General features: G+C 61.2%; 13 protein-coding genes. 6 read left to right on the forward strand and 7 right to left on the reverse strand.

What is annotated here, in order from left to right:
* Positions 1 to 11: 11 nt before the first annotated feature.
* Positions 12 to 656 carry a cAMP-activated global transcriptional regulator CRP gene (gene crp, locus IN820_RS01710; RefSeq protein WP_106155936.1) on the reverse strand — a complete coding sequence of 215 codons (645 nt, stop codon included), beginning with the start codon at positions 654 to 656 and terminating at the stop codon, positions 12 to 14.
* Positions 657 to 869: 213 nt separating this feature from the next.
* Between crp and IN820_RS01715 the strand changes: the two genes are divergently transcribed.
* Both IN820_RS01715 and speD read left to right on the forward strand, forming a co-directional pair.
* On the forward strand, positions 870 to 1,292 hold the full coding sequence (locus tag IN820_RS01715; RefSeq protein ID WP_193679319.1) for an OsmC family protein: 423 nt from the start codon (positions 870 to 872) through the stop codon (positions 1,290 to 1,292).
* A 273-nt stretch (positions 1,293 to 1,565) separates the two neighbouring features.
* A complete protein-coding gene (gene speD, locus IN820_RS01720; protein ID WP_193679332.1) occupies positions 1,566 to 2,360 on the forward strand; it encodes an adenosylmethionine decarboxylase in 795 nt (264 codons plus the stop codon).
* Positions 2,361 to 2,537: 177 nt separating this feature from the next.
* Here speD and coq7 read toward each other — a convergent pair whose 3' ends face one another.
* Both coq7 and IN820_RS01730 read right to left on the reverse strand, forming a co-directional pair.
* Positions 2,538 to 3,185: a 2-polyprenyl-3-methyl-6-methoxy-1,4-benzoquinone monooxygenase gene (coq7, locus tag IN820_RS01725; RefSeq protein ID WP_193679320.1), complete on the reverse strand. Its 648-nt coding sequence runs from the start codon at positions 3,183 to 3,185 to the stop codon at positions 2,538 to 2,540.
* Between the two features lie 72 nt (positions 3,186 to 3,257).
* A complete protein-coding gene (locus tag IN820_RS01730) occupies positions 3,258 to 3,599 on the reverse strand; it encodes a histidine triad nucleotide-binding protein (protein WP_193679321.1) in 342 nt (113 codons plus the stop codon).
* 71 nt (positions 3,600 to 3,670) lie between these two features.
* Between IN820_RS01730 and IN820_RS01735 the strand changes: the two genes are divergently transcribed.
* A complete protein-coding gene (locus tag IN820_RS01735; RefSeq protein ID WP_193679322.1) occupies positions 3,671 to 5,149 on the forward strand; it encodes an AAA family ATPase in 1,479 nt (492 codons plus the stop codon).
* Between the two features lie 7 nt (positions 5,150 to 5,156).
* Here the strand turns inward: IN820_RS01735 and IN820_RS01740 are convergent, their stop codons facing one another.
* Positions 5,157 to 6,110, reverse strand: coding sequence for a DUF805 domain-containing protein (locus IN820_RS01740; protein WP_193679323.1), 954 nt, complete (start codon positions 6,108 to 6,110; stop codon positions 5,157 to 5,159).
* Positions 6,111 to 6,244: 134 nt separating this feature from the next.
* Positions 6,245 to 6,673, reverse strand: a complete 429-nt coding sequence (gene hemJ, locus IN820_RS01745; protein WP_193679324.1) for a protoporphyrinogen oxidase HemJ — start codon at positions 6,671 to 6,673, stop codon at positions 6,245 to 6,247.
* A gap of 129 nt (positions 6,674 to 6,802) precedes the next feature.
* Here hemJ and argC point away from each other — a divergent pair, with 129 nt between their 5' ends.
* Both argC and erpA read left to right on the forward strand, forming a co-directional pair.
* Positions 6,803 to 7,837: an N-acetyl-gamma-glutamyl-phosphate reductase gene (argC, locus tag IN820_RS01750; RefSeq protein ID WP_193679325.1), complete on the forward strand. Its 1,035-nt coding sequence runs from the start codon at positions 6,803 to 6,805 to the stop codon at positions 7,835 to 7,837.
* Positions 7,838 to 7,971: 134 nt separating this feature from the next.
* Positions 7,972 to 8,322: an iron-sulfur cluster insertion protein ErpA gene (gene erpA / locus IN820_RS01755; protein WP_003296689.1), complete on the forward strand. Its 351-nt coding sequence runs from the start codon at positions 7,972 to 7,974 to the stop codon at positions 8,320 to 8,322.
* A gap of 127 nt (positions 8,323 to 8,449) precedes the next feature.
* On the opposite strand, the gene IN820_RS01760 is transcribed toward erpA, so the two are convergent.
* Positions 8,450 to 9,541 (reverse strand): anhydro-N-acetylmuramic acid kinase, encoded by a 1,092-nt coding sequence (locus tag IN820_RS01760; protein ID WP_193679326.1) that lies wholly within the window; start codon positions 9,539 to 9,541, stop codon positions 8,450 to 8,452.
* Positions 9,542 to 9,543: 2 nt separating this feature from the next.
* A complete protein-coding gene (locus IN820_RS01765; protein WP_193679327.1) occupies positions 9,544 to 10,959 on the reverse strand; it encodes a peptidoglycan DD-metalloendopeptidase family protein in 1,416 nt (471 codons plus the stop codon).
* Positions 10,960 to 11,128: 169 nt separating this feature from the next.
* Here IN820_RS01765 and tyrS point away from each other — a divergent pair, with 169 nt between their 5' ends.
* Positions 11,129 to 12,328, forward strand: coding sequence for a tyrosine--tRNA ligase (gene tyrS / locus IN820_RS01770; protein WP_193679328.1), 1,200 nt, complete (start codon positions 11,129 to 11,131; stop codon positions 12,326 to 12,328).
* Positions 12,329 to 12,371 lie beyond the last annotated feature (43 nt).

The following is a 12,371-nucleotide window of genomic DNA, read 5'->3' on the forward strand; positions in this document are numbered from 1 at the left end:
CTTCCGGGGCTTCAGCGTGTACCGAACACCACCATGGTCTTGCCTTTGACGTAGACCAGACCCTGGGATTCCAGGCTCTTGAGCACGCGCCCGACCATCTCGCGGGAGCAGCCGACGATGCGGCCGATTTCCTGGCGGGTGATCTTGATCTGCATGCCGTCGGGATGGGTCATGGCATCCGGCTGCTTGCACAGGTCCAGCAGCGTGCGGGCGACGCGGCCGGTGACGTCGAGAAAGGCCAGGTCGCCGACCTTGCGCGTGGTATTGCGCAGGCGTTCGGCCATCTGGCTGCCGAGCGCGTAGAGGATGTCCGGATCCTGCTGGGTCAGCTCGCGGAACTTCGCATAACTCAGTTCGGCTACTTCGCACTCGGTCTTGGCGCGGACCCAGGCGCTGCGTTCCTTCTCGGTTCCTTCCTTCTCGAAAAGCCCCATCTCGCCAAAAAAATCGCCGGCATTGAGATAGGCGATGATCATTTCGCGTCCGTCATCGTCCTCGATGAGAATGGTGACCGATCCCTTGACGATGAAGAACAGCGACTCGCAGCGATCGCCGGCGTAAATGATGGTGCTTTTCGCGGTGTAGCGCCGTCTATGGCAATGCGCGAGCAACTTGTCGATGTTCTTTATCTTGGGCGTAAGTGTGATAGCTACCATGCTGTGGGTCCCGAATAAGTACTTGATTAGGGCTGGTTCTTGTTATAGGTGGCGTCATTTAGCTGGCGTCAGCTTAACAGACGCAGGGTGGCCGGCAACAAACTGCGACAACCGAAACGAGACGGTCAAGGCACCTTTGGTCGGGCGCGTTGTCGCTGGCGATCCAGACCGGCATGTTAAGCTATCGGCCTTGTTCTTTTTCTGGAGTTGGCGATGAAAGCGCGCATTCAATGGGTCGACGGCGCCATGTTCGTCGGCGAGTCGGGCAGCGGCCACGCGGTGGTGATGGATGGGCCACCCGAAAACGGCGGGCGTAACCTCGGCGTGCGGCCGATGGAAATGTTGCTCCTCGGCCTCGGAGGGTGCAGCAACTTCGATGTGGTCAGTATCCTGAAGAAGTCGCGCCAGGCCGTGGAAGGCTGTGAGGCCTTTGTCGAGGCGGAGCGCGCCAGCGAAGATCCCAAGGTTTTCACCAGGATTCATCTGCGCTTTGTCGTGAAGGGGCGCGGCTTGAAAGAGGCCCAGGTCAAGCGCGCGGTAGAACTGTCGGCGGAAAAATACTGCTCGGCCTCGATCATGCTGGGGCGGGCCGGGGTCGAGATCACTCATGCCTACGAGATCGTCGAGCTCGGCTGAGCAAGATTCCCGTTTCCTTCGAGCGACTGCCCAGGCGCTTGCCATCGCGCCTGTGGTGGCTACGCCCGTCCATAAAAGTGGGCGAACCTCTGGTGTCGACGCCGCCCGCTCTGCATAATGCGCGCCCCGATTTGCTCGGGTCGTTTCGTTCAATCAGCAAAAGCCACAATCGCAAGTGCGAAGAGGTGTTTACCGTCCTACGCAGATGCCTCGGTATCTGACGGGCATGCTCAATCACGCGGTAGTGCCGCAACAAGAGAGTGTTTCCCAATGGTGAAAAGCAAACTCAAGCTCCACGGGTTCAACAACCTGACCAAGACCTTGAGCTTCAACATTTATGACATCTGTTATGCCGAGACGCCTGAAGATCAACAGGCTTATGTGCAGTACATCGATGAAGAGTACGATGCCGAGCGGCTTACCCAGATTCTGACCGATGTTGTCGACATCATTGGTGCCAATATCCTGAACATCGCCCGTCAGGATTATGAGCCGCAAGGCGCCAGCGTGACGATTCTGATCTCCGAGCAGCCGGTGACGCCGACCGACAGCCAGATCGAGGAATCCCCGGGGCCATTGCCGGAAACCATCCTGGCGCACCTCGACAAGAGCCATATCACGGTCCATACCTATCCGGAAATCCACCCGGTGGATGGCATCGCCACCTTCCGCGTGGACATCGATGTGTCGACCTGCGGCGTGATTTCGCCGTTGAAGGCGCTCAACTATCTGATCCACCAGTTCGATTCGGACATCGTCACCGTGGATTACCGCGTGCGCGGCTTCACGCGCGATGTCGAGGGCAAGAAGCACTTCATCGACCACGAGATCAACTCGGTCCAGAACTACCTCTCCGAAGACACCCGCTCGGCTTACCAGATGACCGACGTGAACGTGTATCAGGAGAACCTGTTCCACACCAAGATGTTGCTCAAGAACTTCGAGCTGGAGAATTACCTGTTCGGCGATGCGACCCGCACTCTTTCGCCGGAGCAGCGCAAGCAGGTCGAAGAGCGCCTGCGCCACGAAATGCTGGAAATCTTCTACGCCCGCAATATGCCTAATTAAAAAGGCGCGAAGCCGATAGAAGCGCTGGAGGCTGGACGAAGCGCGGCGTCAGGCGTAGGGCGGGTTGCCACCCGCCGTTGCGTTACCAGGCCGCAAAGGCTGGACAGCCTTACGCTGCCCCGAACGCTGTCCAGCCTCCAGCCTCCAGCCTCCAGCCTCCAGCCTCCAGCCTCCAGCCTAGATCCGATAGGTAGCCTTGGTCATCACCTTGGAAACCAGGCTCATGCCGAACTTGACCGGCGCGGGGAAGCGCAAGCCTCCGGCCTCGAGCGCAGCGGTAGAATGCTGTGCTTCGTCCTCGCGCATCTGCAGCAGAATCGCGCGGGACTTTTCGTCGTTTGCCGGCAACTGGCCCAGATGTTCGTCCAGGTGCTTGCACACCTGATCTTCGGTGGCGGCGACGAAGCCCAGGCTGATGCGGTCGCTGATCAGCCCGGCAGAGGCGCCTATACCGAATGACAACCCATAGAACAGCGGGTTGAGCACGCTGGTGTGGCTGCCCAACTGGCGAATCCGTTGTTCGCACCAGGCCAGGTGATCGATCTCCTCATCGGCTGCCCGCTCCATTGCCTGGCGCACCTGTGGCAGGCGGGCGGTGAGAGCCTGGCCCTGATACAGCGCCTGGGCACAGACCTCGCCGGTATGGTTGATGCGCATCAGGCCGGCAACGTGGCGGGTTTCGCTGTCGTTGAGCTCGGCTTCGTCCTTCACTATGGCCGGTGACGGCCGGGCCGGTTGTCCACTGAACGGAAGCAATGTCCGTAGCGCGGCATCGGCCTGCATCAGCAGGCGGTCGGCTGGGGAGTAATGACGTTGGCTGGGCATGTGTCCTCCGTAAAGGTCGGGGTCGGCATCGGGTCGGGCGTAGCGGGGTGGGCCAATCGTGGCGGGCTGCCGTCAGCCCGGCGGCCAATGCATCTGGCGCTGGCCGAGCACGTGCATATGAATGTGATAGACCGTCTGGCCGCCGAGGTCGTTGCAGTTCATCACCACGCGGAAGCCCTCCTGGCAGCCTTGCTCTTCGGCCAGCCGCTGGGCGGTGAACAGGATGTGCCCGGCCAGCGCCTTGTCGTCTTCCTCGCTCAGGTCGTGCAGCGTGGCGATGTGTTTTTTCGGAATCACCAGAAAGTGCACTGGGGCCTGAGCGGTGATGTCGTGGAAGGCGATAATCTGGTCGTCTTCGTAAAGCTTGCGCGCGGGAATGTCCCCGGCCACGATCTTGCAAAACAGACAGTCCATGGCGGTTCTCCTGGAGAGAGCGGTCCGACAGTGTAACAGGGCGCCAGGGTGAGCCCGTACAGGGAGGTTGCATGAAGAACGACATACATGATCTGGGCCTGGTCCTGGAGTCCCGGGTGAGGCTGGTGCTGGTCGAGTCGTGGGATGAGCGCAGGGTGCTGGAGACGCTCACCGGACTTGCGGTCAGGCAGGGGCTCGGTTTCTACGTGTGGTCGGTAACCGAGGGGCTGCGGCGCCTGTCCTTCGGCGGCGAGCTTCAGGGCGGCGAGCAGAGCTGTGCCCCGGAGGTGGCGCTCAAGCTGGTCAAGCATGATCCGGGCGCGAATCTCTACGTCTTCTGCGATCTGCACCCGTTTCTCGACGAGCCTCGATTGGTCCGCCTGCTCAAGGACATCGCCATGAGCGAAGCGCCGTCGGCGCCGACCCTGGTGCTGGTCTCCCATGCCCTCGGGCTGCCGGCCGAAGTGCAGCGTCATGCCGCGCGATTCAGCCTGTCGTTGCCGGCCGAGGAGGAGCTGCTCGCCATCGTCCGCGACGAGGCGACCCGCTGGAGCGAGCGCAATCGCGGCGCGCGGGTGCGCACCGACAATCGAACCCTGCAGCAGGTGGTGAAGAACCTCCGCGGCTTGAGCCATGCCGAGGCGCGGGCCCTGGCGCGTAACCTGATCTGCGACGACGGCGCCATTACCCAGGAAGATCTCCCCGAACTCAATCGCAGCAAGTTCCAGTTGCTGGATCTCGATGGCGTGCTCGGCTTCGAATACGAAACCGCACGTTTCGCCGAGGTAGGCGGGCTGGTTCATTTCAAGCGCTGGCTCGCCGAACGCCAGGGCGCCTTTCTGAACGGGCAGGACGATGACCTGCCGCGGGGCGTGATGCTGGTCGGCGTTCAGGGCGCAGGCAAGAGCCTGGCGGCCAAGGCTGTCGCGGGATTGTGGGGGCTGCCCCTGCTGCGGCTGGATTTCGCCTGCCTGTACAACAAGTATTTCGGCGAGACCGAGCGCAATCTGCGCGATGCGCTGAAGCTGGCCGAGCAGATGGCTCCGTGCGTGCTGTGGATGGATGAGATCGAGAAAGGCCTGGCGACCGGCGATATGGATGGTGGCGTCAGCCAGCGGGTCCTGGGCACGTTGCTGACCTGGATGGCCGAACGTAGTGCGCCGGTGTTCCTGGTCGCCACCGCCAATGCGATCGAGCGCCTGCCGCCGGAGCTGTTGCGCAAGGGGCGTTTCGACGAGCTGTTCTTCGTCGACCTGCCGGACCTGGAAACCCGGGCGGAAATCTTCCGCATTCACCTCGCCCGTCGCGAGCTGCGGGCCGACGACTTCGGGCTGGTTGCGCTGGCCGAAGCCAGCGAGGGTTTTTCCGGCGCCGAGATCGAGCAGGTGGTGGTGAGCGCCGTCTATGCCGGGCAGGCCCGGCAGCGGCAGATCGATCAGGCGATGCTGCTCGAAAGCATTCGAGCGACATCGCCGCTCTCGGTGGTGATGGCCGAGGATCTGGCCGCGCTCCGGCAGTGGGCGCAAGGGCGCACGGTGCAGGCTGGTTGAGCGTCGTCTAGAAACCCGCCCCTTGGCGCAGGTCGACCAGCACCGGCACGGTCAATGCCGCCAGCAGACCGCCGAAAATCACCAGTAGCCAGAGGGCGGCGAGAATTTTCACCGACCGGCTGTTGGGCGGCGGTGGGGAGCCGTAGCGATTGACCTGCCGATTTCCCGGCATCAGCAGCATGACGAGGGGGAACAGGCTGCCTGCGGCCGGCACCAGATTCAGCAGGATCAGCCAGCCGGACCAGCCGAAGTCGTGCAAACGCTGCACGCCGATCTGCACGTTGACCACCAGCAGGCCGACCCCGACCAGGCCCATGCAGATCAGGCCGGCGGTGCTGGAAATCGCCATGACGATCGCAGCGACGCCGAACAGGCCCATTGCCGCGGCCATGATTACCAGCGACCAGGCCAGATAGCGCAGTCGACCGATTCGGCCGGTAACGGAAAGAGGCCGGAGTTCGCCATGGGGCGGCATCGTCTCGCCGACTTCCGCCGAGGGCGGCGCATAGGGCGAGGTCGTTGTGGCGGAGGTTTTGGTTGTCGAGTCGCTGGACACCAGCGCCTGGCGCGCCAGGTACTTCTCGATGATGATGCCGCAGGCCTGGCACTCGACGAACTCGTTCTGGAGATGGCCGCACTTGGGGCAGGACATGCTCGTCGCGGTCGATATGGCGGACTGCGCAGCCCGCTCTTCTTCGGTCCGTACCAGGCTGAGTGGCATGCTGGGGCGTTCGGGCTCCTTGTATGCCTTGGCGCCGGCACGGTGCAGGGCGCCGAGGTATCGGTCGGCTTCATCGCTGCTGAGCTTGCTCTTGATGATCGCAGCCTGGCCGCCGAACAGTCGCTCGATCTTGCTGGCGTCGGTCTTGAACAGGCTCGCCAGATTGACCTTCACGGTTTCCAGCGACATCCCGGGGAGCAATTCGCCATCGAAGACGATCCTGAAATGAGCTTCTTGCATGCGGCGTCCATGTCACAAGGAGTCGGAGGGCAAAGAGTAGAAGGCTTGCCCGGCTGAAACAAGAATCGCCTGCCGGGTCTTCGCGGTGGGTAACAACATCCGTGTCGACCCATGCAACGCGCTTTGTCGGATGCTCAGAACGGTTTGACCACCACGAGGATCACGATTGCCAGCAGGAAAACGACCGGAATCTCGTTGAACCAGCGGTAGAACACGTGGCCGCGGGTATTGTCGTCGCGAGCGAAGCGTTTGAGCTGTGCTCCGCACGCATGGTGATAGCCGATCAGCAGCAGCACCAGGGTCAGCTTGGCGTGCAGCCAGCCGCCGGTGCTGAACAGACCAGGGTTGATCACGATCATCCAGATGCCGAACACCAGTGTGGCAATCATCGACGGAAGCATGATGCCGCGGTAGAGCTTGCGTTCCATGACCTTGAAACGCTCCCGGCTGGGCTGGTCCTCGCTCATGGCGTGATAGACGAACAGGCGTGGCAGGTAGAACAGGCCGGCGAACCAGCAGACGATGGAAACGATGTGCAGCGCTTTGAGCCAGAGGTAGAGCATCGGTTGAATCCTTGGAGGGCGAATGCGTCGATAGTAGTGGCAGTGGGCGCACACGTCATCCTGGCGGTTGGCCCGCGGTCAAAGCGGCTTTATCATCGGCGCTTTTACGGTTTCAGTTGAGGGCAGGTCATGGTCAAGGTCGGTATCGTCGGCGGCACAGGCTACACCGGAGTCGAATTGCTGCGTCTGCTGGCTCAGCATCCTCAGGCCGAAGTGGCGGTGATCACCTCCCGTTCCGAGAACGGCGTGAAAGTCACCGACATGTATCCGAATCTGCGTGGCCACTACGACGAACTCGCCTTCAGCGTCCCGGATGCGGCCACGCTGGGCGGTTGCGACGTGGTCTTCTTCGCCACTCCGCATGGCGTTGCCCACGCCTTGGCAGGGGAGTTGCTGGCTGCCGGCACGCGGGTGATCGATCTGTCTGCCGATTTCCGCTTGCAGGACGCCGAGGAGTGGGCGAAGTGGTACGGTCAGGCGCACGGTGCCCCCGAACTGCTGCCGGAGGCGGTCTACGGCCTGCCTGAAGTCAATCGCGAGCAGATCCGCACGGCTCGTCTGATCGCCGTTCCCGGTTGCTATCCCACGGCGACCCAACTGGGCTTTCTGCCGCTGCTTGAAAACGGTCTGGCCGACGCCTCGCGGCTGATCGCCGACTGCAAGTCGGGGGTCAGTGGTGCCGGCCGGGCGGCCAAGATTGGTTCGCTGTTTACCGAGGCCGGTGAAAGCATGATGGCCTATGCGGTGAAGGGGCACCGGCATCTGCCGGAAATCAGCCAGGGGCTGCGGCGTGCCGCCGGAGGCGAGGTGGGGCTGACCTTTGTCCCGCACCTGACGCCGATGATCCGTGGCATTCATGCCACCCTGTATGCCACGGTTGCCGATACTTCCCTCGATCTGCAGAGCCTGTACGAACAGCGTTATGCCAACGAGCCTTTCGTCGATGTAATGCCCGCGGGCAGCCATCCCGAGACACGTAGCGTGCGTGGCGCGAATGTGTGTCGTATTGCGGTCCATCGCCCTCAGGGCGGCGAACTGGTCGTCGTACTCTCGGTGATCGACAATCTGGTGAAAGGTGCATCTGGCCAGGCCATCCAGAACATGAATATCCTGCTTGGCCTGGACGAGCGGCTTGGCCTCGGCAACGTGGCGCTGTTGCCCTGAGATCGGCTCGCGCTTGCAGGCCGGATCGAGCGCTGGAATGGCCTGGCCTTTGCGGTGAATAGTTGACCAGTTTTGTCAGGAAAGCCGATAATGCACCGTCAACGCAGTAGGGCGTTTCACGCCAGGAGAACCCAATGAGTGTCGAATCCTTCACGCCCACCGCCATCCAGTTCAGTCAGGGGGCCGCGAGCAAGGTGAAGAGCCTGGTCGACGAGGAAGGCAACCCGCGTCTGAAGCTGCGCGTCTTCGTCACGGGAGGCGGGTGCTCGGGTTTCCAGTACGGCTTCACCTTCGATGAAGATATTGCGGACGACGATACGGTCATCGAGCGAGAAGGCGTGAGTCTGGTCGTCGACCCCATGAGCTACCAGTATCTGGCCGGTGCGGAGGTCGATTACCAGGAGGGCCTGGAGGGCTCTCGTTTCGTTATCAAGAATCCGAACGCGACAACGACCTGTGGTTGTGGGCAGTCGTTTTCTATTTGACGTCGTCCTGATTCGAAAACGCCGTGCCAATGCACGGCGTTTTTGTGACCCGCCATCCCTGGCGGTCACACCCTCCGGGCCGTCGCTGGCGCGCCGTCAAAAATCGCTCCAGGCGATTTTTTGAGGCTCAGGCGGGGTATATGGCCCCAAGGATTCGACTGCCGCGGGCGCCGGTGACGCCGGGACGATTGGCTGGAATGCCTTCGAGGCAGCAGTGGGCGAGCCAGGCGAAAGCCATTGCCTCGACCCAGTCCGGTGGCACGCCATAAGTGCCGGTACTGCTGACTTCGCAGGTTGGAAGCAGGGCCTGCAGGCGTTGCATCAGGGCGTCGTTATGCGCGCCTCCGCCGCAGACCAGCAGTTCCTGCGTTTGCGGATGGGCCTCGAGGAGCGCATCGCTGATGCTCCTGGCCGTCAATTCCAGCAAGGTCGCTTGCACGTTCTCCGGACGCAGCCCGGCGTGGCGCGTCAGGTGCGCGTCGAGCCATGGCAGGTTGAACAGCTCGCGACCCGTACTCTTCGGTCCGCGTGTGGCGAAGAAGCCTTCGCCAAGCAGCGCCGCCAACAGGTCCTGATCGACTGTCCCGCTGCCCGCCCATTCGCCGTTGCGGTCGAACGCGAGGTTTCTCTCGCGCTGGATCCAGGCGTCCATGAGCACGTTGCCGGGACCGCAATCGAAGCCGCGTGTGGAGACATTGGGCGATAAAAGGCTGAGATTGCTGAATCCGCCGATATTGAGGACTGCGCGGGTTCGCCGGTCGCAGCCAAACACGGCCTCATGGAAAGCGGGTACCAGCGGCGCTCCCTGGCCTCCGGCGGCGACATCGCGGCGGCGGAAATCACCGACGACGGCAATGCCGGTCAGTTCTGCCAGCAGCGCCGGGTTGCCGATCTGGATAGTGAAACCCCGATGTGGCTCATGCCGCACGGTCTGGCCGTGGCTTCCGATGGCACGTACCGCTTGTGGAGATATCTGCTGTTCGCTGAGCAGTAGCTGGATGCTATCGGCGGCCAATTCGACCCAGCATTGTTCGGCGATGGCCGCGCGGGCAAGTTCGTCGTTCCCCGAGGAGCACAACGCAAGTAGCTCGTGCCGGAGCGGGGCAGGCATCGGCTGGAAAAGCGTAGCGACCAGGCGGGTGTGGCTATCCTGCTCGATGAGCGCGATGTCCAGCCCATCCAGGCTGGTGCCCGACATCACCCCCAGATACAGAGGCATGCTTATTGTCGGCTGAGTGCGAGCATGGTCGCTTTTTCTTCATCCATGCGCGCCATCAGGGGTTGGCTCAGCTGAAGAAAACGCTGCTTTTCGTTCTTGGCAATCGGGTCGGCCATCGGCAGCTTGAGGCCAAGGGGATCGACGTGCACGCCGTCGACCTGGAATTCGTAATGCAGGTGCGGGCCGGTAGAAAGCCCGGTGGTGCCGATATAGCCGATGATCTGCCCCTGCTTCACTGTGGAGCCGTTGCGTACGCCTTTCGCAAAACCCTGCATATGCGCATAAAGGGTTCGGTAGCGCTGGCCGTGCTGGATGATCACCGTATTGCCATAACCGCCCTTGCGGCCCGCGAGCAGGACCTTGCCATCGCCGGCGCTCTTGATCGGCGTGCCGTGAGGCGCGGCATAGTCGACGCCTTTGTGCGCGCGGATCTTGTTCAGAATCGGATGCTTGCGCCCATTGGAGAAGCGCGAGCTGATCCTGGCGAAGTCCACCGGCGTTCGAATGAACGCCTTGCGCATGCTGGTGCCATCGGCGTTGTAGTAACTGGTGGCGCCATCCTTGTTGGTATAGCGCACAGCGGAATACGTCTTGCCGCGATTGGTGAAGCGCGCGGCGAGAATATTGCCAGTGCCAACGCGCTGGCCTTCTACGGTCTTCTCTTCATAGATCACTTCGAAACTGTCGCCCTTGCGAATGTCTAATGCAAAGTCGATGTCGTAACCGAAGACATTGGCCAGGTCCATCGTCAGGTTGTGGCTGAGGCCGGCACGCTTGGCGGCCAGGAACAGGCTGCTGTCGATTTCGCCATGGGCATAGACGGCGCTGATCTCCGGCTTGACCTGTTCTTTCTTGAAAGAATATCCGTCGGCGGTCTTTTCGAGATACAGGCTTTCCAGGCTGTTGAGTTTGCTGCGCAGACTGGCCAGTTCGCCTTGCTCGCTAAGCTGGAACTCGAGGGTCTGGCCGATCTTCAGGCGGGAAAACTGCTTGGCGTCCTTGCTGCTGGCAAGGACCGCATGCACTTCCGATGAAGATAACCCCACCTTTGCGAATACGGTCGATAGGGTATCTCCATTGGCTACTACGACGGTCTTTGACAGAGCATCGACCGCAGCTTCTTCTGCTTCAGCGATACCTTCTTCCTGGGGGGGCTGATCGGTCGCGTCGGCGGTGGTTGCTTCGGCGCTGCCGGTACGCGCAAAAGGGAAGTCCTCGGAGGCGCTCGAGTCGCCATCGGGCTCGCTAAAGACCTGCTCCGATGCCGACTCGAGCTTCAGATCAATGAACGTCTTCTTTGCTTCGACTTCGCGTGACGGGAATACGAGGAGAGCCAGGCTCAGCAGCGCAGCTACACCACTGGCAGCCAGAAGATGGCTCTTGGGGTAGTTCGGAGCTTTTGATTTGGAATGCATCATTAGGCTTCTGGCATTTTTGTACGGGAAATAACTGTCTAAAATATAAGCAAAGCCCAATAGAGGCAACCCTCGAAAGGGTTCATCTGCCGGCCGGCTGCAGGGAGGTGGCTTGTAATTGGCCTGCGATCTTGTAAGGTTGATGCCCTTTATTGTCGGTATGGGACTTGCCATGAAGTCGGTTGAAGAGCAACTGTCGGTGATCAAGCGGGGCGCTGATGAAGTGCTCGTCGAGTCCGAGCTGATCACCAAGCTTAAGCGGGGCCAGCCTCTGCGCGTCAAGGCGGGCTTCGATCCTACTGCTCCCGACCTTCATCTGGGCCATACCGTGCTCATCAACAAGATGCGCCAGCTTCAGGAGTTGGGGCATCAGGTGGTCTTCCTTATAGGGGATTTCACCGGGATGATTGGTGACCCAAGTGGCAAAAGCGCCACACGGCCTCCCCTGACCCGTGATCAGGTGCTTGAGAATGCCGAGACCTACAAGGCTCAGGTATTCAAGATCCTCGATCCGGCGAAGACCGAGGTCGCGTTCAATTCGACCTGGATGGATCGGCTCACGCCGGCTGACTTCATTCGTCTGGCCTCGCAATACACCGTCGCTCGCATGCTCGAGCGCGATGACTTCAATAAGCGCTATTCCACCAACCAGCCGATCGCCATTCATGAATTCCTTTATCCGTTGGTGCAGGGGTATGACTCGGTGGCGCTCGAGGCCGATATCGAGCTCGGTGGAACCGACCAGAAGTTCAACCTGCTGATGGGGCGTGAGTTGCAGCGGGCGTACGGGCAGGAATCCCAGTGCGTGGTCACGATGCCGCTTCTCGAGGGGCTTGATGGCGTCAAGAAGATGTCCAAGTCGCTCGGTAACTATGTTGGCATCCAGGAACTGCCTGGCGTCATGTACAGCAAGCTGGTGTCGATACCCGATGCGCTGATGTGGCGCTATTTCGAACTGCTCAGCTTCCGCTCCGTCGAGGAAATTGACGCATTTCGTGTCGATGTCGATCGGGGCGCGAATCCGCGCGATATAAAGATCAAGCTGGCCGAGGAAATCGTCGCGCGGTTCCACGGCGAGGAGGCTGCGGCGGCTGCGCATCGTTCGGCCGGTAACCGGATGAAGGATGGCGAGCTGCCGGAAGATTTGCCAGAGATCGAACTGCTGTCCGACCAGGACATGCCGATTGCGTCCGTTCTTAATAAGGCAGGGCTCGTCAAGAATGCCGCCATGGCACGTGATCTTTTGGGGGCGGGTGGTGTTCGGGTTGATGGTCAGGTTGTCGATCGCGGCTTCCTGTTTCGCTGCGGATCGACCCATGTCTGCCAGGCGGGCAAGAAGGCGTTTGCGCGAGTTTCGCTGAAGTCTGAATAAAACCGAAATAAACGGTTGACGGCTGGTTTCAGGCCCCTATAAT

It is taken from the genome of Pseudomonas lopnurensis (assembly GCF_015070855.1).
Classification (GTDB): domain Bacteria; phylum Pseudomonadota; class Gammaproteobacteria; order Pseudomonadales; family Pseudomonadaceae; genus Stutzerimonas; species Stutzerimonas lopnurensis.

What these genes read in the sequence shown, in the direction of transcription:
- IN820_RS01760 (WP_193679326.1), bottom strand. Translation starts at nt 9,541, where the DNA reads ATGCCTCTGTATCTGGGGGTGATGTCGGGCACCAGCCTGGATGGGCTG.
- IN820_RS01730 (WP_193679321.1), bottom strand. Translation starts at nt 3,599, where the DNA reads ATGGACTGTCTGTTTTGCAAGATCGTGGCCGGGGACATTCCCGCGCGC.
- IN820_RS01765 (WP_193679327.1), bottom strand. Translation starts at nt 10,959, where the DNA reads ATGATGCATTCCAAATCAAAAGCTCCGAACTACCCCAAGAGCCATCTT.
- argC (WP_193679325.1), top strand. Translation starts at nt 6,803, where the DNA reads ATGGTCAAGGTCGGTATCGTCGGCGGCACAGGCTACACCGGAGTCGAA.
- tyrS (WP_193679328.1), top strand. Translation starts at nt 11,129, where the DNA reads ATGAAGTCGGTTGAAGAGCAACTGTCGGTGATCAAGCGGGGCGCTGAT.
- hemJ (WP_193679324.1), bottom strand. Translation starts at nt 6,673, where the DNA reads ATGCTCTACCTCTGGCTCAAAGCGCTGCACATCGTTTCCATCGTCTGC.
- IN820_RS01715 (WP_193679319.1), top strand. Translation starts at nt 870, where the DNA reads ATGAAAGCGCGCATTCAATGGGTCGACGGCGCCATGTTCGTCGGCGAG.
- IN820_RS01735 (WP_193679322.1), top strand. Translation starts at nt 3,671, where the DNA reads ATGAAGAACGACATACATGATCTGGGCCTGGTCCTGGAGTCCCGGGTG.
- crp (WP_106155936.1), bottom strand. Translation starts at nt 656, where the DNA reads ATGGTAGCTATCACACTTACGCCCAAGATAAAGAACATCGACAAGTTG.
- IN820_RS01740 (WP_193679323.1), bottom strand. Translation starts at nt 6,110, where the DNA reads ATGCAAGAAGCTCATTTCAGGATCGTCTTCGATGGCGAATTGCTCCCC.
- coq7 (WP_193679320.1), bottom strand. Translation starts at nt 3,185, where the DNA reads ATGCCCAGCCAACGTCATTACTCCCCAGCCGACCGCCTGCTGATGCAG.
- erpA (WP_003296689.1), top strand. Translation starts at nt 7,972, where the DNA reads ATGAGTGTCGAATCCTTCACGCCCACCGCCATCCAGTTCAGTCAGGGG.